Genomic DNA, 21,047 nt, shown 5'->3' on the forward strand with positions numbered 1-21,047 from the left:
ATCGATGGGATGCGACAAGGACGCCGTGTCGAATGCCTTCCCGCACTGGTAGCCGCAGAGATCCCTTGGACCTGCACGATTCACCAACTTGAGGGCGCGCAAGAAAGCGCCGCGTGACGCTACTGCGCAGTGGCCATCTACGCGCTCGCGTCTTCAGGCGCTCAGAGGTCGCTGGCGCTGACCAGGGAAATAGCACCGCCTTGGCGCATTCGCACGACGCAAGGGCACTGTTGGGACACCGCAGTCCCAGCTATCGCACGCCAATAGTCGCACCTGCAAACAAAAACCCGGCAGTGCCATGAGCACGGTGCCGGGTTTCGGTAAGCGGTAGGCTTTTTAGGCGTCGATCAGGAACTGATCGCGGTCCTTTCCATTGATCCAGTTCGGGGGCTTGCCCCGGCCCGTCCAAGTCGCGCCGGTGGCGGGGTCGCGGTACTTGGGGACGCCGACGCTACCTGCCCCAGTCGAGGCGGCGCGACCACGGCGACCAGAAGGGAAGATGTCTTGGGCGGTCAGGCCAAACTCGGCCACCAGGTCGCGAATTTCCTTAACCGCGCCGGACACTTCATTCTGGCGCGCGGCTGCGATCTGGGCTTCCAGCGCTTGGCGCTGTTGCAGCAGTTCCTTGTAGCTCATGCTCATGCTGTATTTCTCCTGACATGAAATCGGTTAGTAACCGTTGAATTATCACGCAAAAAATCAATCCGTGGGCGATGTATTTGCAAATTTCCTTATCGCCTCAATTGCAATTTCTTGCAAACCATCCTTGCCCAATCGCATCCGAGCCAAGGAAAACCCGATGCCCACACTTTCTCACCCTCGCGAGCTTTGAGACTGAGTGGTCACATCCCGTGCAGCCGCCTTCAATCAGCATGCCTGCAACACGCGTAGCCTGTAATCGCCAAGAAGTCTTGATGGACTGCCAGCACCAAAGCGGTGCGCAAACGACGGGGGCATCGTACCCCCGCCGTGAATCCGGCTGCTACCGTATCAACGCAAATTGGATCGCGAAGCCGCGCAGCAACTACTGTCAATTCTTGCCAATCAGTATTTAGTGGAAAATTGCGTAGCAAGAGATTGATTTCTCTTGAAATGCGGAAGGAATGCCTCGGCTAGCGCTGGGTTGTCCCAGTTCACCGTCACGTACTCGCTGTTGCGGGTCTCTGCCGACACCGTGTAGTTGAAGCTGCCGGTCTGCACATGTTTGCTATCCGACAAGATCAGCTTGTCATGGTGGATTGCAAACGCCGACACCACGCGTACATCAGCGCCAGCGGTGCTCAATGCGCTCAAGGCGGCGCGGGCCCGTCCATCCGACTCACGAGACAGATTGTGGTTCTCATCCACCACCAGCGCGACAGATACACCACGCTTTCTCGCGCGGAGCAGGGCTTGAGTGACGCGGGCCGAGGTGAATGCATATGCCAGCACCTTGATATCAACTTGGGCGGCATCGATCACCCGTACAACAAGACCTTCTGCGCCCCCCTTCGGGCTGAACGCTATTTCGACAGTCCCCGCAGAAGGGACCCTGACCGGGGCATCTACGATCGAGCGAGCCACCCGCCCTGCTGCACTGCGCAGATCTGCACCGTCGAAGCCCGCAGCCAATGTGACGAACGCGGTCGCGGTAATCGCGAGCGCAGCTTTGGAGACAATTCGATAATTGAGCATAGAATTGGAATTAATTGACGCAATTATCTTAACTCAAATAATTGATGATACAATTACACAAAGACACTTTTTGTTGGAGACCACATGCATCGCTTCCTCCTCCCCGCCATCGCCGCAGTCGCCCTGGCTGGTTGCAGCACAAAGGCAAGTCAGTCCGATTTGGCTCAGATCTACATTGGTTCGCCCCAAGTGACCGAGTGGCACGAAGGCGTACTAGTGCAGGCCATCGAGTCGAAGACGACATCCGACGTTGTTGACCTTGCAGGTCAGGCGCTGCCGACGCATGGCGTTTTGGGAGGTGTGGGTGCTGTAATCAATGCAGCATCGCTTGTTAGCTCCGGCGCTGTGTACAGCTACCAATTTCATCTCAAGAAGCCTGATGGGAACGTCGCAGTGCTTCCCCCCATCGAATACACGAAGAAAATGAATTTCATCGTGGGCGACACGTACAGGGTCTTCTATGCAGACAGCCTCAAGATCAAGTGGCCTGCTAACCTGACAAAGTACCCCGAGCTGACGGCCCGTACGGCAGCACGAGAAATCAAAACCGGCGCGCCCACGCAGCCCTGATCGCGTAGCGCCGCCCAGCTAGAGAACCGTGGCGACCCTACTGGAGCGCATATTTTGCGAGGCAAGACGTGCAGGGTAGCTGTGCTCTGCGCCACCTATCGCGACTGTGGTGAGGGGCGCTAGCGCGTCGCGCCATGCACATGGACGCCGATGAAGGTGGCTTAGAAAAAAGGGAATGCAATATGGCAATGGACACATTGAGCGTCGCGCGCAGACGGTGGTGGAAGGAAGCTCTTCAGGTGATGAGTTTCGCTGTCCCAGCACTGATTGTCGCGACAGCGCTTATGGCATGGCTGATCGGCCCACTGGGACACTTTCTGCTTGAGGCTCATAGCAGTGAATATGACATCTATGCATGGCAGGTCGCATTTATCGAGTTGCCATTTTGGATGCGCGCATTGTGCTTCCTTCCTTTTGGAATTGTGCTCTTGGCAATAGCCGTTGTTTACTGCAACGGCTCCTATCCATCAGAAGAGTCTGTCGAGCGTAGCAACGAAATGCGCAGAGCGTATGGTGAACGAGAGTGACCGAGAGGGGAAAAGACATCACCATGAAGAACCAGGCAAAGGCAATTTCTATCGGTGCACTTCTAATATGGGGTACATGGACAATACTTCCCGTCATAATGGCCGCACTCGCAGCAGTCGTGGCTATTGTGCACTACGGCATCAAGGCATTCGCGCTCCCGACGTGGGCCTTGGCGTGCGGAGCAGCGACAAGTATTTTAGCCGTCCTGCTGACGCTTCTCCTGCAAGAAGGGCCTAGAGAGCGTCTGCTGAAAACATTTTATGTTGCAGGCAAACTCGTAGGTCTTTTGCTTCTTACAGCCGGAGCAATGGTGATTGCCATTTCTAACTTGCCTGCGCTTCCGGACCAAGGCCCCTCACGTGTCGCAGAAATGGATGCAAACTTGACCAGCGCCGCATTTGGTTTAGTAGAGGCGTTTGCATGGCTAGCGGTTGTCGTTCTTCCAATGATCCTCTGTATCATCACGCTACATCGTCTTTGGTTTGAGATTCAATCAAAATAATTGGAAAGAAGTGTCGTGCATACAGTGGATCATTTGCGTTGGGGAAAAAATGTTCTGAAACGCGTATTTGAATTGTTTGTGGCGTGGCCATCCATTACCTTGGGAAGCATTCTGTTTCTTTCCGGGTTGGCAGGAGGCGCACCCATCCGCGATGCCGTTTCAAGCGTATTCCAGTGGGGCGACGTAGCGTTTCGATTCGCGCCCCCTGGCACGGTGCTTGTGGGTAGCGTCCACGAAGGTGTCGTGACCGATGGAAACTTGATACCCGCTGCCCGTCTCGCGTCGGAATTCAAACCGGTCTCACTCCAACAGGCGGTCGATGAGGCGACGGACACTCTGACAGACATCTATTGGGGGTGTGTACTGACCTGCGCAGGCCTCAATCTAGCGGTACTTGGCCCTCGCCGATTCATCGGGCTTCCTCCCATGGCAGCCTCACCAGAAATCAGCGCAGGCCCTTGAAGGAAGACCATGCCGATAGCCAAGCGCCCCTGTGCGAACTGCCCATTCCGATGCGACGGTGCCGGCATTGAACTGCACCCCGGACGGATTGAGAGCATAGTGTCCGAACTGCTGTCCGACGACAGTAAAACATTTGTTTGTCACAAGACCTTGGACAAGGAGCGTATGACCTGTGCTGGAGCAGTAGGCCTCATGTCGAAGCTGGACCGCCTTCCCGTGATTGCCCGCATCGGCTTGGCACTTGATGTCATCTCCCAGGCCGACATTGAGGCCAGCGCTGCGATGGTGATCGAGCCCCGCGACTTGGCTCTACCATCGACTGACTGCACAGACTAAAAGGTAGCGAGGCTAGGACGAAGCGCTGTTCAGCATTTGATGATCGTCCAAGTGCGGTCCGCAATACGGTTCACAGTGCCGCTTCACCATCGGCCTGCGGCTGGCCAGAACCTGCAGGGTGGAGTCGTTGAATACAGTCTCCCCGCTCCGCCTTGACCACTGGTATGTATTTAAGGAACCGAACGGGTCTTCGACTAATGTCGTTGAGGATCGAGGAAATTAGATATGGCGAGTGTTTCTAAGAAAATCAAACCGATTGAAACGGGCACAACGTCCGGCGACGATATGACTGTGTCTCAGAACGCGCAAAAGCTACTGTTTGAGGCAGGCTATGAGCCGAAAGCAGAATGGGTATTCATTGACGATCTGCTGCAAAAGTATCTTCGTAGACACAAAGGGAAGGATGATTTGCTACAAGAAGTCAAATCACTTCTAGCTGATTCAGTTCGCCCTGTGACACGTTCTGAATTCCTCCAGTTAACAACCGCACTCGATAAAAGAGAGGCCGAGCAAAAGAAAAATCAGGACCGCGCGTGTCAACTAACCGACATCCTTACCAAGGCCGGAGTGACAGAAGTGGCCTTGGGACACGAGGCATTGGCAATGCGAATATATGAACTTGAACGCGCCGTGGAGATGTATGCGCAAAAGTTGAAGATGGCAGAAAGTACCGCATCACAAGGCCGCCCCAGTGGATCCATCCCATTTCTTGCAGGCGTAATGATCGGTGGCCTCTTATTCTAGTCGCCTCTATACTATAACTATCACGGTCGGGACACTCATTGTCCCTAGGCTTTCGCTCATGGAAACAGCTACGGCAATAGCAAGAGAGAAATATTGTGGAATTGACTAAATATCAGCGCGTCAAGGCTATTCACGGATGCGTAGTCCTGGCTTTATTCGCCTGTTCCTGCACTCTGACGTGGCTGATCTGGAAGCAGCCGCCCGATGACCGGCTTGAAACGATGCAAACGATGTTTTATCCGGTATATCGCTGGATTTTTCCGCTGTGGGCATTTGCCCTTTGCGCGAAAGTAGCGTTAGATCCCTTCACCACTCGGCTGCTGCGTTCTCTGAGACGACAGCCAAGGTAGGTAATCATTTTGCGCAAGTGTGGACTCTGACCGCCTGCATTCCGATGCCAACATAACGTTGGGGGCTAACTACACGCACGAAATCTGGGCTGCCTTGCCTATCGCGGATTCTGCCATCTGCACGATTTGCCGGTGCTGGAGCAAGCATCGATTTAGGGGTTTTCGCAAGTCATCGATGGCCACGCGCAGCTGGCTTGCTTTTCCCGCGTAGTGACGCGATAATCGCGGTCATGACTTGGTTTCCTGTGGTATGGGTCTGGGTCAAGAGACTCGTGAGGTTGCCGCCGCAGGTGTCTCGCCGAAGGACTGACGGTTTCCGCCGTTCAGTCCTTTGCTTTTTCTGGGCGTACATCTGAGGCTAAGGGTTAAATGCTTGCCTCCGGCGCCGATAGTCATCGCTCGTCCTCCGCCATGGACGTGCACGTGCAGCTGCCCTCGGTCAGCTGCAGCTGGCCCAATCGGGCGCCGTCAGCGCGGATCGATTCGCCCTTGGCCACTGACACATCTCGCGCCAGCCCCTCACCAGGCGGCACCTGCACACGCAGATCCTCCATGCAGAGGCCTAGCTTTGCCCACGTCCAATATCTCTGTTTCTCAGGATCGGCGGCAACGCAAATGATCTGGCACGGCATCGGAGATGGCCTCTGGCCCGAGCCCGGAAGAAGTGCGGCGTATGCGCACTGGCCACCCCGGCACCTGAGCAGCCAGCGGCAGCGTCGCTACGCAACATCAGTACCTCATGGAGAAGCTGCTCTCTCCACCGCCGTACAGCAAGTGCCCCCGGCGCGCACCACCAGCTGCACCGGCCAATGAGGCTTGGGCTTGCTAACCTGAACTCAAGCCCGCCTGTGGCGCGCTCGGCCCTGTGCTGCAGCTGGCCAGCACCGCGAGGACCTGGCCTCAATTCCCCTTTGAAGGCCGTACGGCCTTTTCGAATGAGCAGGGGTGCATCGTCGCTGGCCCGCATTGGGGCTCGGCCTGGTCACGCCATTTGCCGACACATCCCAGAGATCCAACGTGGAGCGCGGCAGCCACTGCCGGCATCTAGCAGCTGCAGCTGCCTAGCCGCGACCAGCGCCAGCAGTGGTTGCTCCATCACTGGAGTGGCCGAAGCGTGCTCAACGTCACCTGGACCCACCGCGTCAAGGTTCTCAGCAGGACCTCCAGCATCAGCTGCAGCAGCAGCTGGCCCAGCTAAGCCGGCATTCATCCCCTAACGTTGCGTCATGCTCCCACTGCATGAGCACTTCAGGTAGCCAACGTCCACCGCTACATCGGCTCTTGGGCTGTCACGGCCCGCTGCCCGACCTGGCCACGCGCATCAACGGGCACCAGGGCTACGCGCCGCACCCAGCCCGACCCGATGTACTCACCTAGCCCCAAAAAACGCTCCTGCGCCCGCCTGACGCCACCCAGCACCATCCCGGTCGGCGCAGTCACACTCCCTTGCCCAGAGCCCACCAATCACCATCACCTATGGCCTGACGGTCAAGCGGCTCCAACCAGCTCGGCACACCGAGGTGGCGCCATGCCGACCAGCGCCACCAGCCCCGACCACCAGGCTCCGGTCGGTACATCAGCATGCTGAGCAGAAGTCGCTGAACTGGCCAATGCGCAATAGCTCGGCAACACAGCTCCCCACGGCCCTCCTCATCAGCTGCTGCTATCCCATCTGCGCGGGCATTCACGACATGGCGTCTTGTCGGATCCGGAACCTGCACAAGCCTTCCAGGCCGAGAACACTGCACCAGCGCATCTCGCGCATACCGGGTTCCAAGGGAAGGTGAGCCTGGCCAGCTCATCGATCTGGCCCTGCGCATTGTCGAGAAGCCGCGCGACCGGCCGCGACGACTCAGCCCGATGCCCTCCCACCTCACAAGCATTGCTCCTGCACCCGCCTGACCGCGCCCACAACCAAGCGAGCTGGCGCTGGGCGCGCACCAAATGGATCTATTCGTTCGCTGCGTATTCGGCCGCACGAGTCCACTGCGCGAGCGCATCACGCTCATCACGGCCCGTCTTGTCGATTTGTCGCCTTCTGAAGTCGCCGTACGCTCGCCACACTCCACCGCTCTTCTGCCCCACCCACACACGGCACAGCTCTCCATCGACCAGGATTTCATGCTGCGCTGCAGCCCGAGAACTCACCATCGCTATACCCCCTTCGCGTCCATCCGGCGCGCAAGAATTCTGAGTCACAGCCTACGCCCGATCTGCCCCACCAGCGCCGACAGCCGCCTACAGCAACTGCGTCGGCGGCACCAGCCTCAAACGACTCACCTCAAGCGGGTTCTGGGTACTGACCATCCTCGCCTGCGAGTGCAAGCACTTCTATCCAACAAGCGCCGGCATCTCGTCGTAATGCACCACCGAATTCCACTAAAAAATTAGGCTCGTGGCGCGCCATCCTGTCTTGCAAAGACCGCAGCGCCTCACGATGGCGGCGGATCCGCCTCCTCAGATCCCCCACAAACAACAACGCCCACCGCCTTCTTGACGATGAGCATCTTGCTAGCAGGATGAACCGCATCATTGATCAACTCCTGGTGCGCCGGATCCAGCGTTACAGGCCCGTGAGCCTCCAGAGCTGTACCCTGAATTCCGCAGTCCTTGCGCGGACAAATCGCCGAGAAAAGCTCGCCTCTTAGACCTGCTTGGACCATTGGTATCCCGTGTACTGGACAGCGGCCATCTGCCAGTCGCAATAGCCGGTCCTGCCTCGTTTGCTTCACCATCCCTGGGCGACTCCCGCCCCAAGGGGCACAAGCAAATTGCAGTGCCCTTCATGGGTCCTAGCCTCCACGACCTCTACTGTGGTTCCTGAATTGCAGACGATGCATACAACGTTCCGACCGATATCCATACTGCGGCGCTCTTTCAAGGTTGGTATCCTGGCTGATGTATCGGGTCGTCTGGGTGGCCACCACATATGCGGCACCAAAACACCTGGTCAGACGGAAACTCCATCGGGACTAGCTGATGGCCGATCATCACTCCATTTTCGTCGTAGTGAAGCGGATCCAATTGCGTCAGAGCATCTACTAAGATGTGCTTTCTCATGCCTACACTATCCCCTTTTCTCATCTAGCGAAGATAAGCGGCAGCACAACTGCCGATACAGACGATCTGGGCTATGACTTCACCATAAATTCACTTCGCAGCTGATCGATTGAGCCACCAATTCCATAACACACCATTTTTATAGGCTCGTGAGATAACCAAATCCACCAGCTGCACACCCGACCCCAATCCAAGGAAAACCGTCCCCAACATTGCGGACTCCGAAAACAGTAAAACCGACACTCCAGCCCACATAAGCAACAGAGCAAGTGACGAGGAGGTTTTGCGGGAACTGCTAAGTGACGGCCAGGCAGCCAAATACATGATCGTCGTGGCGAGAATGAGTAAAAAATACAAGAGGACCATCGTTGCCTTTCGCTAATCTGAACTTCTGCCCGCCATCACACAATAGCTAGCACAATCTCACCAATAGACTGGACCTTAGGCACAGAATATTCAGGTGTTGATACGGAAGGCGATGCACAACGGAGGACTGGCAACTTCGCAACAGCCAGCTTGCAACACCGCCATGCTTCGCTCCTTCAGGTCATTTGCTTCCAGCACGACGCCCAACGCCAACACATGGAGTATGACCTGCATGAGCCATTTCTGCATACCCACTGTTCTTTAGCATTATTTGTTGCATCGAAACGGTAGCTAAGCTCATCGCCAACTTGGATGATGTTGCCAGGCCAGTCAGTGACATCCGTCACCCATACATGAGTCGAGGTGCGGACAGTGCACTGCAAAGAACGCTTGCCAGAACTGCATCCCTTCACCTCCAATACGCTACCCAACGGCCTCATCGTCGTTCTCTTAGGCCCACTTGGCAATTGGATCCAATAGAGTACCGCTGCCGTAATTACAAAGGATCCAAAGATCACGGCAAACTCTCTCATTCTTCGAGCTATCGACATAAGTCTCCTGATAAATTACCCAAGCGCACCTCCACCCTTTACTCCCCCTTAAGCCTATGGCTCAGGATTTCGTACTCACCGGGGACCACTTCCCTAACGACGCAGCACGCTTTAAGCATGCGACCAGCGACCCCGGCCCCGAGCGGAAACACCTGCCCATTCGCGTTCTGAGTGCGAGCTCCAGGCCAGAGCATCTCGGCCACCACGCCAGCGCGCACACGACGGTGACCGCGAGCATCAAGGCTCCGGAGCACGTTCAAAAGATCCGCCTGAGTAGCCATCGCTCACGTCGATGCCGGGGGGAGCTTGAAACCGTATCCCTCCAAGATGGGATCGCACGCCACGTACACGTCGTGGTCGTAGTAGGGAAGCTCAATTCCGAGGGAGGGAGCCGGAAATCCCCACGGAGTCGCCAACTTGCGCTCTAACAAATTCTCTCCTTCAAGCGCTCGGAACAGGTCCGGCGAGACGATCACGCCCTTGGGCCTTACATTCGCTGCGGCGACCGCGCTTTTGAAAGTTGCTGTTGTCATGTCGTTTCCTTTCATTTAGGTTGCTTCCATTACATTGCAGGCTACCGTCAAAGATCCCGGTGCGCTCCGGACGGGTACCGGCGCCCAGCCATTGATACGACGCGAGCTTCACCCTCCAGCCGAGCAGCGCCACTGCATCGTCGGCAACGTCTGCGCAACGGCTTCTTCTGCAAAAAAGGACACACGCCCTGGACTGCATCGGTCCCGCGTACCGGGCTTCCAAATTCTTCCAGTAGCTCGGCGCCTTGCACATTTTTTCTTCAGGTATCGAAGCTCGAAGCGCGCAAGCGCATCGCAACCACGCCATGCCAAATTGCATAGCACCGCGTGCAGGTGATTTTTTGCCCGCGCTTCGGTTCTACCGTCCCGTAGGTGCCAACTGCGGAATCGTTTGCGTCGATGCCACATAGCGTGTCGTAATCAGGCCCTGCAACTGGTGGAGCATGCCACGTCTCTTCACCTTCAATCAGTACGCCCACTGCTTTGCTCATCGTCGGTCTTGCCTTCGTTAGTCCCGCATCCAACGGTTAGCTTGCGCCAAGCAGGCTTTGCATGTGACTTTGGGCTGAAATGGGTTGCCATCGCCATCCTCGCCACGCACTACCGTGGCTGAGTAACGCTTTCCGTTCGTGCCGCTGCCCGAGGTGCAAAGGAAGTCGCCTTCGTGGCGCTTCAAACGGCCTGCCTGAAGATCTTCCAGCAGGTAGATATGCTCCACGGTAGCTTTGCAACGGCCATCACCCCAAGATGTTTCAGAGAGACCGGACAGTACATCCTTGATCCCCACATCCCAGCGCAGAGGTAGCGCGATCCTCGCATTGAAAACTTCTGCGTCTGCGCGCATCTCATTGAGGCGCTTTCGGCGCTCACTGGCCTTGAAAGCCTCGGCCTCCTGCCAGGCCTGGGCCTCGCGCTCGATCTCGTCGCGTGTAGCGCAGACGAAGTGGCCAGCGCCGTCAAGCCATACACGCACAGCGGTGCCGGCAGCCAAGGCGCCCCGGGATAGTCGAAGGTCTACGCCATTGACTGACAAGATGCCTTCAGCCGCGACTTCGGCCGGGTGCTGGCCATGCCGCACAGTGTTGAACCAAATTGGATCCAGCATGCCAGGGCCTGCGAGAGCGTAGGTCTGCATCGGATGCACTCCCTCAGATCGTTGGGCGATGCACAGCAAGAGCCGCACTTGCTTGTTGAACGAGCTGGGCGAGCATCCCTGCGCCGATCTCCCCGGATGACGCGTTAAGCCCAGCAACCCGCTCGGCCAGCTGTACCAATCCGTGGATGGGCTGCACGGTATGCCCTGCAGCCCCCCCAGTATCGGCTGCGTGGAGTTCAATCCAACGCAACGCGGCCTCGGCGTCGCTCTGCAGCGGCTCTCCGCTTCCGTCTTCCCAAGGTCCGTGCGTCGCAGTTCCTCTCCTGTCAGCAACTTCTAAGAGCAGGCTACGGATGCGAGCCGGGAACCCTTCAACCGCTTCGGTGTGGACTTGCACCTCACGTGTAGACGATCGGTTCATGATGGACATGGCTTCTTCCCTCAATTTCATCACCGCACGATCTTCCAACCCATCTCACGGCACAAAGCTGTGGCCTGTGCTTTCGTTGGCATCGCTTCCATCCAGAAAGCAGGTTCATCAAAAACCCGAATGGCCCACACAGGCTCCCCTGTCTCCAAAGAACGTTCGATGAACACCGATAGCCTGTCTTGAAGCGCGTATTGAAGCGCAGTTTTATAGCTGACAGGGGAATCAATCTTGAATTGTTTGGCCCATGCTGTTCGCTCAAGTGTTTGAAGAGTTGTTGGTGTGCGGCCCGACATAACGTGCTTTTCTACTAGCGATTTGAGCAACTGCTGCCCAACTTCCGTCAGGCAGTCATCTTCTATTGCCCCCCAGCCAATCAGCGTTGCGCGGCATGTCATCAGCCCGTTGGCTTCACTGCTTCTGGCCGTGACCAGCTTGCGGCCTTCCCGCACAGCTTCTAAGACTTGACGGTGCCCGCTGTTCATTCGGGCACGCATCTGGCGAATTGTGGGCACAGGCATCGCTTCCTTCACTACCACGAGCCCAGTAGGCCTCCGAGTTTGAATAGACGTTCAGCCGCCTTAGCATTCCACGCCGCAGCTTCCTTTGCCGAATCGTACTTCAGCGCCGCTCGTGCAAACTTTGCGCAGCCCAGCATTTCGCGTCTGTGCATCGCCTTTCGGTCGTAGTAGTTCATTTAATCACCTCTGCCCAACGATTCGGGGCAAATGCATTGTAAGGGCACTTGTACCCTTATTCAAGTTTTATTGACGTGTTGTTTGAAATTCCGCATTGCGTGGGCCAGAAGCTCGTCTTTGAGTGGTCTGAACTTTAAAGAATCTGACCGAGCGAGAAAGGCTTTGAACGTATTGATCGAGTATGCAGCTGGCCCCAACCCTAGGTTAAAGATAGCTAGCGCTGCGGATTGAGTTAGACCGCTTACATCCACCAAGTCACGCAGTCGATCATTGTTCGATTTTTCTAGGTACATGGACCCATTCTGCCAAAAACCAGTTTTCTAGAGGTTCTTCCCCGCGCGGTGTATAAGCCGAGCAGCATTGTTAGGTATCTTGCGGCCTAACACCACACTCGATCTGTGGCCTCGGCGCTGCGCATCTACTGATGCGCCGCTAAGCGCGCCACCGCTTGATTGATCGAATGATCGCCTTCAAGAGAGCCGGAACCACGAGAAGCCCAAGGAACCCCATCAACACAGGCATGTTGGGCGATGCGCCGGATTCTTGTTTGAGCACGTAGAGTGAGATACAGCACCCGACGACACCCGCCCAAAGCGGGCCAGAGCCACATTCATGCAGCCGCCAGAACATGCCAAACAACAGCACCAGGTTGCCCAGCCCGAGCAGCATCAACAATGTTGCGCCAACTGAGAACATGTTCATATCTCCCTCAGGGAGAGTCGCAAGCACCAAGTGCATGGCAACGAGGCCAATTATCACAGCCACGTAGCGAAGCGCAAGCAACCGCCCGGTATTCACAACGCATTTCATTGACTCTCGCTCTCTTTCTTCAATACTTACTGACCCACCGGCTGATGATCACGTACTTGACGTTGAAAATTTCCAGTAGAACCACCAATACGTTCAGGCGGTGGATCGGAACTCCACAAGCCAACAGCGGAACCAAATCGTTAGCGTTTGACTACGGCATCCCATGCCAGATCGTAGCAGCCAACTGACCAACCCGCACATGAACTCTGCCGTGACGTTACAGCCTCGGCAGCAGAAATATTCTCAGCAGTGCAGTAATAATGGAAATGCAGCCTGCCAAGAGAAATGCATAAAGGACAACTAGCCCCCCAGGCAAGTCTCTGGCTACATTCTCCAGAGCGTCTTGAACTTGCGCTAAAAACAGCATTATTTTCCTTCCTAGAAGCCGATGACGAGTCCAGATTCAGAACAGATGTACTGTGTTGGGTTGCCAAATGACGTTTCGCCGTCACCAATAAAGCGTAGGTTAGGCTCCTGGCCACCTGCCTTGCTGCCAGTAGGCAAGAAGCTCACTTCGAATCGCCAGGAGGTAGACGGAGAGGCGACTGCACACGCAGAGCGAATCGGCCGCACGCAGACAACGCCTTTGCTGCTGCTGCTGTCCATACCAACATTCAGCGCGAGTGAGCATAAGCTCGTCGGCGCTTTCCTCCTCGGCCGTAATCTGGCCAACGAACGCGGGTAGCTCCTAAGGCTCAGCGCGATGCTTGCACAGCAATGCCGCCCGTTGGCGACGCGTGTCTTTCAACGAGTAGGTGTCGAACTTGCCGAATGGCATGGCCTAGCTCCTACCCCTCACCTCTTTGCGTAGATAGCCCAGGCGATGGCGAACAGACCTGAAGCAATAAACCCACCTACGCCAGCCAATGGATTATTCATCAAAAACTGCGCTGTTCCAGCGAACCACGCCAGCAATGCGAATATGCAAAATACTATGTTCATGTTTTATATCCTATCTCGTATATATCGAGATTTGTACATTGGCCGGAGGCATATACTTTACACCTAAGCCGGCGACTTGAATCGGCGGCGATATTATCGCCGTGAGAATTGCTATTTTCGACGGGTCGCTAAACCCTTATCAATGAGATACTCTGCTATCAGTTCATCCTCTGGATAGGACCATCCTCCATCTGCCCCTGCTCGCATATTTATTTGAAAATCGACATACTCACGAATGGCAGCATTACACTTTCGCCTATCTAAGGGCAAGCAGATATTGTAGATCTCGGACAGATCGATTTCTGCGGTGATGACAACTCGAACTTTCATTACCATATCCTCACCACCCTACGTCTATCTTCTTTACAGTCGCTCGGCGCTACCTGTGTCGCCAACCTTGCCTTGATTTTGGGCCAAGCTATCCCCTTAATATCAACTGCGATGCCAGTTCTCTTGATGACACGGCTTCTTAAAGCTGTGCATTACCCTTAGGGCCTCAATGCAGTTTTAATCGCGGCACGCGGCCAGAACAGGGTCGTCCGCTGGCACTCCATTGGCGATCGCCATTGCGCGATAGTTTTTATGAAGCTCGTGCCCACCATCACGCACGTCCAGGCAGTCACCTCTCATTTGCTTCAATCTAATTCCCAGGTTGTGAGCCGCCCCGCGCAATAAGAACCCGGCACATGTCGAGGGCTTAGCAGAGCCCGATGCGTGGCACGCGAATGACTCTTGCGCCATGTCATACGCTGTTCGGGCAGAATGCCTGAAGGCTTCTGGAGGAAACTCGCCCACTGCGTCAACCCGCCAGGGGCAATTTTCGCAAGGCGTACGGCGATAACTTCCACCACCTCCAGTGACAGTGACTACCTGGTGGTTTTCGCCACGCTCATTGAGGCCTGCAGGGAGAATCCTAGTTATGCGGGTTTTGCTAGTCAATTTGCGATTTCCTTTACGCCGCAGACAAGAACAGCTTCGCGGCGTCGTACTTCTTCTTCAGCCGCTTCGCGAGCGCTTCGGGCAGAGCTCCAAGGCGCACAGGGTCACCGTTGTCTTCCAGATCGGCCACTTTTACCGCCAGAGCACGAGGGGCAGATTTCACGACAGCCAAGTATTCGTCGTAGGTTTGGGTCTCGTCCTTCGAAAGGACCTTCACCGTTTCAACTACTTCAGGCGGCACTCCAAGCCACAGTAGCTGCTCAGGGCTAGCTTTTCGATCCTCAACGGCATCGTGCAGCAAAGCGGCCATCTGTTGAAACAGATCGCCGCCAGCGGTCTGAACGCGAAGGAACACCCTTGTGAGGTGCTCAATGTAGGGTCGTCCAGCTTTATCAACCTGCCCCGAGTGCAAGCGGCATGCGAGTTGGTACGCCTCAAGCAGTTCCATATGATCTCACTACGTGGGTTCAGCCGAGCAGCACTGTCGCGCCCGGCATGTCAATGAAGTCTTCGAGCCAGTGGTTCTCTTGGATGTGAGACAGTGCAGCGTCCACGGTCCTGAATGACTGCGCGCCTTCTTCCTGGCCGAAGTGCATGCGGACAACTTGCGCTGCGCCGGTCTTCGGCGAGTAGTGCAGCTCAACGGCAAAATCGCTGCTCTCGTGATGCTGGACGCCAAAACGGACAAACCCCATCTTGGACTTGATGAAGGGAGCAAAGTGAAGTACCGCCGCCTTGGTCCGCTCCACCGCGCTCACCTCTCCGCGATTCAGGCGGACATGCAGCACTGTCTGCTTGGTGTCCGCCCACGTCAAGCCCCACCCGAGGCCATAGGCACCCGCCAGTGCTTCGCCGGCATAGTGGAAGGCCATGCTGCCCCCAGACGCTAGCAGTGCGGCCACATCGGGATTGGAGCCCCACAAGCGCAGCCGCTCGTGGTCGTAATCTTCCAGAAGTGCGGCTACAGCATTGTCGGCACGCTCTGCGCGGCGCTCGACCTTCTTCAGTTCGGCTTTGGCCTCTGTCGCCTTGGCGCGAGCCTGAGCGAGCTTCGCGGCGAGCTGGGCAAGTTGTGTTGATGCGTCGATCCGGCTTGGCATTTTTGCTCACCTCAAATTTGAATCAAGCCGGGGCTGACCACGATGCCGTGGTGTTGATTCATCAACTCGCAAAAAGTCAACCAATCGTCCGACCTCGGTGGTACGTGGGTGCAATGCAGGCACTGGTCCGCTCCTTCCATCTGCTGGGTGACCGTCGTATGTACATCAAGCCCGAAACGCTTTGAAAAACGCCCTACCGTAGAACCATCCAGGGCATGCACCCACACGGTTGATCCGTCTGCGCTCACTTGCACATGCTCGACTTGCGAGAACTGCTCCATCGGCTGATTTCCTTCGTCTTCAGTTCGTTGGCTTGATGCGAAGCACACTTGCCAGTGAAATTGCCATGCATGCCAGTGCGGTCTTGTTATGGCCTTCGCCATATGCATATGCCGCTGCCAGTAATCCTGCGCCGAATGCGACTGCTAGTAGGGCTTTCAAGCTCGTGCTCCTTCCCTCATTTTGTTAATTGGGCTACTGCACGCATGACTTGCTTGCTGACGCGGTACTGCGTTCCGCTCTTCGTTGTAAGCACGTGAGTGTAGGTATAGCCCCCGCTATAAAAGGAGGATGCCATCGGCGCCAGCGACCCGCCTGCACCGATGGCTCGCTGCACTATGTCAACGCCTGCCGATTTCAAGCCGTACTGCATGTCCGGTTCCCTCAGGCCAAACGCACTTGGCATGCCTGGCTGATGAGGTAGCCAAGGCCTGCGATCTTGTGATCGTGTTTGGGCTCAAACGAACGCAGATGAGCCATCACCACACGATTAAGGAGTGCCGGCGCTTCCGCGTCGTCGAAGCCCTCATGAAACACGATCTCCCCCTCGGGAATGGCTTGACCAGAAAACAAGTGGTCAAGCAGCCTCGTGTAGTCGTTTCCGCGCTTGAACTCACTTGGCACCACGTCGAAGGGGGGCAGCAGCTTGCGGGTGCCGAACGCGACTTCAAGATCTGTGATCGTATTCAACGACTCTCGCTTAAGGCTGAACTCAGGCATGGGATGTACTCGTGAAGTCGCTTAATGCCAAGGAGCCTCAGCGTCCCGTGGGCCAGGGACGCAGCTGCTCTCACCATCCTCTTCATCCATACCTTGGAGTACTTCATCCAAGGTGTAGACGCGAATGAGTTGCTCGGGATGTGCACGCTTGAACTCGTAGGCCTCGTCACCGAAGCCCATGCGAAGCACCTTGTTCGTATTCAAGTCCACGGCAGCAGCCATGTAGTCGGGCTGGCCGTCCTGCACTTGGTACACGCAGCCCTTCCACTCCGCCCAGCGTGCCGCTTGCCGAATACTCATCTGCTTCATGTGTTGCTCCTTTGGTAGTCGCCTGCGATCAACCGCGCCGCGAGGCGCTGTGCACAGCCAAAGTGCCTCTGCCGAGCCATCTGCTCCATCACGGGATTCATGAAAAGCCAGGCGCGTTTCAGGGCGCGCTGCTGCGTGGAGAGTCGGTATGCGAGTTCACTCATAATGACTTAATCATAGTGTGCACGCACACCATGCGCAAGCTCTATTTCTGCAGTGGACCAAATACCTTTTCAGCGTGAGCCAGCAATTCAGGAGCGAAGCCGCGATAGCGAGCCGTGCCTGGCGCACAGAAGTAACCCTTCCACGTGGATTCGGACAGGGGTCGAACTTTTATTTCTCGGTTGAAGAGCGCCAAGGCCGCAGGTTGCGTGAGCCCTGCGCCCGTCACAAGTAACCGCAGGCGCTCATTGTTGGGATTAGCGTTCGATGTACGGTCGGTGTTCATGCACACCATTTTAGCTTGCTTACCCTTCACACGTCGCCGGAAGCAATAAATGGTTCCTGGGGATATGCTGAACCGATATTCAGGGCGCTGCTCATGCAGGGTGAGACGATATAAGCCGAAGGAAACTGGCCGAGGTCTCTTTCCCGATCCGCAACAAACTGACCAATCATCAATCGAAAATTATGAGGATCTAGGCGCGCAGTGTCCTGCATCGCTGTCTCTGCCCCATCAGCGGCAGCTTCATAACCAAGGACTCCATCCCTGTTCCAGACTCACCATGTCACGTCGCGGCAGCCTGTAGCCAATGTGGCGATGCGGCCTGGCTTCCGGGCCCAGTTCCATTCGCGACGGCGGGCCGTGGCCGTAAGCAACCAGCGCGCTGCACAAGCCTAGATCAAGGCTACAAACCCAGCTGCTACGCCAGCAACAGTTCCTTTGCCAGGGCTGGCCGCAGGCGCACGCTACCGAGAACAGCACCCTTGATTGCGAGGCCTCGTGCACAGTCCATTGGACATCGCCGTCCAATGTGGGCACCACGCGCCGCAGGCCTGCTTGAGCCAGTTGCACCAGCGCAGCAAGCGGCCCGCTGACTGGTAGTCGCCACGCGCATCCTCGAAAAGCAGCGAAACATCGCCTCCGGCCCCAGCGTTGGTCTCACACACGCGGTCAACGGCACATCAGTGCCGGCGCTGCCCGCGCCCACATCGGTTCCATTCATTGACGGCGAACTACGCTTTTAACCGGCACCGGGGTGTCTGGCTGCCGAGTAGTGGATCACATGCCATGTTCTAAACTACATCGCGAGCACTGAAGGAGGGCTCCGGTGGCAATGTTGAATTCAATCATTTTCTGTTGCTTCGGAATCTGCCGATAGCGGCCAATGCCAAGGAGAGCAACGCGACACTCAAGCATGCCAACGCAGTCCAAGAATTCCCACGATCCAACGCCATGCCAGATAGAACCGCGAAGAGTCCAAATAATGCTATTTCCATTTATTCCACTCATTCGTCACGGACGACTGACTCTCTCTGAATCCCTCAACTGGGGTGAATTCGCATAGGCCTGGCGGGAGCGATCTCAATGCGACTGACACGGTGTGGCCAACAACTGCGGCGTCGAGCGTCGGGTACAGGCGCTTCAAGGCCGTCATCAATTCATGCCACTCCTGACCGCCTGGCCACGGGACGCCGCCCACGTGGATCAATGCGGGGGCACCCAGGTAGACGCTTGGCAAGTTCTCGCGTGAGCTCCAGTTGAACTGGTCCGCCGTGGGGTCCAGCACCTGGCCATCAGCAAGCAGCAGGAAGACGTGCTCGCACGCGCCGACATCGGATACCACGAGCTGGCTTGGAATGTCCAGGACCCGAAATGCGGCATGCAGGGGTGCAGATAGCGCCACGCACATCCGATCGCTAGATGCACCTTGCAGAATGGCCTTTCGGAACTCTCGGGCGTAGGTCAACGGATCAGGCATATTTTCCCTTTACGTAGGCTCGCGTCTCTCGCTCAATCGAGCATGGCGCTTCGACTCCATGACCACTTCATCGAGAATCGTTCCGCACAGGCCAGCGAGGGACACGCCCAATGCCGCACACTGGGCGTCCAAATATGCGCGTGTATCCCCTTTTACGACAACAGGAAACCGCGACTCATCTGAAGTGGCAGGAGCGGGCTTTGCTTTCTCCGATGCCGCTGCGAGAACATCCAATATCGACATCGCCCCCATCTCAATAAGCATCAGCTTTCCTATTTCAGTTGGCCGTTCGCAGCAACCGAGTAATTTGGGTGTTATGTGCGCGCAGCTTGTCTGCATCAATCCGCAACCTTGCCAAAGCTCCAGCAACGTCACCGTTCTCAAGATCAAGGCTTGCCATGACAACTACCGTGTACACGCGAAGCTCTGGACGCTGAAGCTCTTTCTTCAAAATTTCTAAGTCATTGCTGTTGAAAAACGACACGCTGATTTCCGATCACTTGGGGATGTGCATGACGGTGACTGATCGCCCAATGCTAGTCAGCAAACCATTGACCGTCGCTGCATGTTTCTTGGCCATGGAGTCATCGAGCTTGCCCGTCACCACCAATGGCTGCCCTTTGATCACGCGCTGCTTGAACAAATCAGCCATTTCGACGACTTCTCGCTCATCCTTCGGAATCACATTCTTCATATCATGTTTCCTACGAGTTGCGGATTCGCTGGCTAATAGTGCAAAACAGGTCGCGCATAGAACCAAACACAGGCATGAAAAGTATTCCTACCAAGAAGTAGAACAACTCCATTCCCGGCTTTCGCGCGACGGTCATGCAACCCACCATCATTAGTAAAAGAGCCGCGTGAACCAGTACCTGTTTTTTGAAGTTGCTCATGTGCTTTCCCATCAGAAAAACTTGCTGCCATTCCATGGCTCGGTACTGTGTACCATCAGGGCCTTCAAAGGGCTCCATGCCCTCGCCTCGAATACCTGCTGCACCCATCCAAACGACGCGAACTTTCACCATCACAGCGACGAGTGCACGGCCATCCTCATTCCAGGCCTGCGCAACGCCTTCTCGCGCATCAAACGACACGCTCGCAGGCACCGCTGCAGGCTCTCGGACAGACCTGCCAGCGTCATCAAGCAGCTTGGCGAATTTCACGCTTTCCTTCATCAGCGTTTGGTGATTTTGCGGCGAACTGCAGTCACACGACCGCCGCAACTTTGGCCTTGAACGCGTGCCAGCTCTGCACGCAGCAGCAGGCTTCAGTGCAGCTGAAACGATCCGTCATCCTGGCTTCGTCGAGCACTGCGCATCACCAGTTTGTGCCCGCCGAAAAGCGTTCCTGGCTGCGACCCGGGCAATGCGGCGCAAGTTGTGCCCAGTTGGTGCTGCCATGCTGCTCACGGTTCTGTTTTCCCTTGCTTCAGGCGACTTCACGTTTACCGAAATTCTTCTCATAAAGCTCAATATTGCCTGCTAACCAATCCTTAGCTTCAACCTCAGTTATGAACTTAAATCTCTGTTCTACTTGAGGGCCGTATGGAACTTGTATGTTGTGCTCAAACCACTGCCCTGTGTTGGTTTGACACAGGTGCGAAATTCGCAAGGGCCCAACTGCTGCAATCTCACTCTCGCATCGAGCGACGACCTTGGCGTTTGCCCCAATCAACCTCTTCCCGTCAATCACAACATCAACTCTTTCGAGCGAGCTGTCCGCGCGAAAGGCATCTTCCGCATCAATCAAACCTTCGATGATATATACGCCGGAAATCAAAATGCAGGCAACCCAGAACATAAGAAACAAGGTCAACCCGCTAAAGGTGTCTTTCTCACTTGGTGATGCACCTCGCATTTCCATCATTTGATCGCTCAGAGAATTCATCAGCGGATGAGCCAAGACTGCTATAAGCAAAACAAAGCCAACAGCTGCACACATTAATCGAACGACGCTCCATGAAGCTTTAGTCACTGATTTTTCCTTGATCGTTAAGCCCGAGTCACGGGCACAACGAGAAGGCCTCCCCCGTGATCCATGTTCGGCAGCGCGCCAGAAAGCGCGTCCGCGACTTCGAAGAGATGCATTAAGACAAACATGGCCACGGCAAGAAAGGTCGCTACTACTGG

28 protein-coding genes are annotated in these 21,047 nt (G+C 56.0%); 5 read left to right on the forward strand and 23 right to left on the reverse strand.

The genetic code is table 11. From position 1 onward, the window contains the following. Positions 1-336: 336 nt before the first annotated feature. Together U6958_RS00005 and U6958_RS00010 are read right to left on the reverse strand one after the other, a co-directional pair. Positions 337-642, reverse strand: a complete 306-nt coding sequence (locus U6958_RS00005) for an H-NS family nucleoid-associated regulatory protein (RefSeq protein WP_047219300.1) — start codon at positions 640-642, stop codon at positions 337-339. Between the two features lie 402 nt (positions 643-1,044). Next, positions 1,045-1,674, reverse strand: coding sequence for a phospholipase D-like domain-containing protein (locus U6958_RS00010; RefSeq protein ID WP_074921855.1), 630 nt, complete (start codon positions 1,672-1,674; stop codon positions 1,045-1,047). Between the two features lie 84 nt (positions 1,675-1,758). On the opposite strand from U6958_RS00010, the gene U6958_RS00015 reads away from it, so the two are divergent. From U6958_RS00015 to U6958_RS00035, 5 genes are all read left to right on the forward strand, one after another. Next, positions 1,759-2,244, forward strand: a complete 486-nt coding sequence (locus U6958_RS00015) for a hypothetical protein (RefSeq protein ID WP_074921853.1) — start codon at positions 1,759-1,761, stop codon at positions 2,242-2,244. A 140-nt stretch (positions 2,245-2,384) separates the two neighbouring features. Then, positions 2,385-2,771 (forward strand): hypothetical protein, encoded by a 387-nt coding sequence (locus U6958_RS00020; RefSeq protein WP_143044561.1) that lies wholly within the window; start codon positions 2,385-2,387, stop codon positions 2,769-2,771. A 23-nt stretch (positions 2,772-2,794) separates the two neighbouring features. After that, positions 2,795-3,274 (forward strand): hypothetical protein, encoded by a 480-nt coding sequence (locus tag U6958_RS00025; RefSeq protein WP_143044560.1) that lies wholly within the window; start codon positions 2,795-2,797, stop codon positions 3,272-3,274. A 471-nt stretch (positions 3,275-3,745) separates the two neighbouring features. Next, a complete protein-coding gene (locus U6958_RS00030) occupies positions 3,746-4,072 on the forward strand; it encodes a DUF6283 family protein (RefSeq protein ID WP_074921849.1) in 327 nt (108 codons plus the stop codon). 225 nt (positions 4,073-4,297) lie between these two features. After that, on the forward strand, positions 4,298-4,816 hold the full coding sequence (locus U6958_RS00035; protein WP_143044558.1) for a hypothetical protein: 519 nt from the start codon (positions 4,298-4,300) through the stop codon (positions 4,814-4,816). A 3,866-nt stretch (positions 4,817-8,682) separates the two neighbouring features. Here U6958_RS00035 and U6958_RS00040 read toward each other — a convergent pair. The 21 genes from U6958_RS00040 to U6958_RS00140 all read right to left on the reverse strand — a co-directional run bounded on the left by U6958_RS00040 (position 8,683) and on the right by U6958_RS00140 (position 20,892). Then, positions 8,683-8,841 carry a hypothetical protein gene (locus tag U6958_RS00040; RefSeq protein ID WP_167368407.1) on the reverse strand — a complete coding sequence of 53 codons (159 nt, stop codon included), beginning with the start codon at positions 8,839-8,841 and terminating at the stop codon, positions 8,683-8,685. 586 nt (positions 8,842-9,427) lie between these two features. Beyond that, entirely contained in the window at positions 9,428-9,691 is a 264-nt protein-coding gene (locus tag U6958_RS00045) for a hypothetical protein (protein ID WP_143044557.1), read from the reverse strand. Positions 9,692-9,936: 245 nt separating this feature from the next. Further along, on the reverse strand, positions 9,937-10,167 hold the full coding sequence (locus U6958_RS00050) for a hypothetical protein (protein WP_143044556.1): 231 nt from the start codon (positions 10,165-10,167) through the stop codon (positions 9,937-9,939). Positions 10,168-10,184: 17 nt separating this feature from the next. Then, positions 10,185-10,811, reverse strand: coding sequence for a hypothetical protein (locus U6958_RS00055; protein WP_143044555.1), 627 nt, complete (start codon positions 10,809-10,811; stop codon positions 10,185-10,187). A 13-nt stretch (positions 10,812-10,824) separates the two neighbouring features. Next, entirely contained in the window at positions 10,825-11,202 is a 378-nt protein-coding gene (locus U6958_RS00060; RefSeq protein ID WP_074921841.1) for a hypothetical protein, read from the reverse strand. A gap of 20 nt (positions 11,203-11,222) precedes the next feature. Beyond that, entirely contained in the window at positions 11,223-11,684 is a 462-nt protein-coding gene (locus U6958_RS00065) for a hypothetical protein (protein WP_350337273.1), read from the reverse strand. A 645-nt stretch (positions 11,685-12,329) separates the two neighbouring features. Then, the gene (locus U6958_RS00070) at positions 12,330-12,599 is read right to left on the reverse strand and encodes a hypothetical protein (protein WP_143044553.1); all 270 of its coding nucleotides are present in this window, start codon (positions 12,597-12,599) and stop codon (positions 12,330-12,332) included. A 903-nt stretch (positions 12,600-13,502) separates the two neighbouring features. Continuing rightward, positions 13,503-13,649: a hypothetical protein gene (locus U6958_RS00075; RefSeq protein WP_167368406.1), complete on the reverse strand. Its 147-nt coding sequence runs from the start codon at positions 13,647-13,649 to the stop codon at positions 13,503-13,505. 111 nt (positions 13,650-13,760) lie between these two features. Then, complete coding sequence (locus U6958_RS00080) at positions 13,761-13,979, reverse strand: hypothetical protein (protein WP_143044552.1); 219 nt, start codon at positions 13,977-13,979, stop codon at positions 13,761-13,763. 177 nt (positions 13,980-14,156) lie between these two features. Further along, positions 14,157-14,588 carry a DUF6283 family protein gene (locus U6958_RS00085; protein WP_074921837.1) on the reverse strand — a complete coding sequence of 144 codons (432 nt, stop codon included), beginning with the start codon at positions 14,586-14,588 and terminating at the stop codon, positions 14,157-14,159. Between the two features lie 13 nt (positions 14,589-14,601). Then, complete coding sequence (locus tag U6958_RS00090; RefSeq protein WP_074921835.1) at positions 14,602-15,036, reverse strand: HD domain-containing protein; 435 nt, start codon at positions 15,034-15,036, stop codon at positions 14,602-14,604. Positions 15,037-15,055: 19 nt separating this feature from the next. Next, on the reverse strand, positions 15,056-15,688 hold the full coding sequence (locus U6958_RS00095) for a hypothetical protein (RefSeq protein ID WP_074921833.1): 633 nt from the start codon (positions 15,686-15,688) through the stop codon (positions 15,056-15,058). 11 nt (positions 15,689-15,699) lie between these two features. After that, entirely contained in the window at positions 15,700-15,969 is a 270-nt protein-coding gene (locus U6958_RS00100; protein WP_074921831.1) for a hypothetical protein, read from the reverse strand. Between the two features lie 382 nt (positions 15,970-16,351). Next, complete coding sequence (locus tag U6958_RS00105; protein WP_074921829.1) at positions 16,352-16,687, reverse strand: hypothetical protein; 336 nt, start codon at positions 16,685-16,687, stop codon at positions 16,352-16,354. A gap of 21 nt (positions 16,688-16,708) precedes the next feature. Next, positions 16,709-16,996 carry a hypothetical protein gene (locus U6958_RS00110; RefSeq protein ID WP_074921827.1) on the reverse strand — a complete coding sequence of 96 codons (288 nt, stop codon included), beginning with the start codon at positions 16,994-16,996 and terminating at the stop codon, positions 16,709-16,711. 205 nt (positions 16,997-17,201) lie between these two features. Continuing rightward, a complete protein-coding gene (locus U6958_RS00115) occupies positions 17,202-17,444 on the reverse strand; it encodes a hypothetical protein (RefSeq protein ID WP_143044551.1) in 243 nt (80 codons plus the stop codon). A gap of 982 nt (positions 17,445-18,426) precedes the next feature. Next, the gene (locus tag U6958_RS00120; RefSeq protein WP_074921825.1) at positions 18,427-18,918 is read right to left on the reverse strand and encodes a hypothetical protein; all 492 of its coding nucleotides are present in this window, start codon (positions 18,916-18,918) and stop codon (positions 18,427-18,429) included. Positions 18,919-19,195: 277 nt separating this feature from the next. Further along, a complete protein-coding gene (locus U6958_RS00125) occupies positions 19,196-19,402 on the reverse strand; it encodes a hypothetical protein (protein ID WP_143044550.1) in 207 nt (68 codons plus the stop codon). Between the two features lie 12 nt (positions 19,403-19,414). Beyond that, positions 19,415-19,612 carry a hypothetical protein gene (locus U6958_RS00130; protein ID WP_074921823.1) on the reverse strand — a complete coding sequence of 66 codons (198 nt, stop codon included), beginning with the start codon at positions 19,610-19,612 and terminating at the stop codon, positions 19,415-19,417. Positions 19,613-19,622: 10 nt separating this feature from the next. Next, on the reverse strand, positions 19,623-20,093 hold the full coding sequence (locus U6958_RS00135) for a hypothetical protein (RefSeq protein ID WP_074921821.1): 471 nt from the start codon (positions 20,091-20,093) through the stop codon (positions 19,623-19,625). A gap of 253 nt (positions 20,094-20,346) precedes the next feature. Further along, positions 20,347-20,892, reverse strand: coding sequence for a hypothetical protein (locus U6958_RS00140; RefSeq protein ID WP_143044549.1), 546 nt, complete (start codon positions 20,890-20,892; stop codon positions 20,347-20,349). Positions 20,893-21,047 lie beyond the last annotated feature (155 nt).

Source organism: Delftia lacustris, assembly GCF_040267515.1.
Taxonomy (GTDB): Bacteria; Pseudomonadota; Gammaproteobacteria; order Burkholderiales; family Burkholderiaceae_C; genus Comamonas; species Comamonas tsuruhatensis.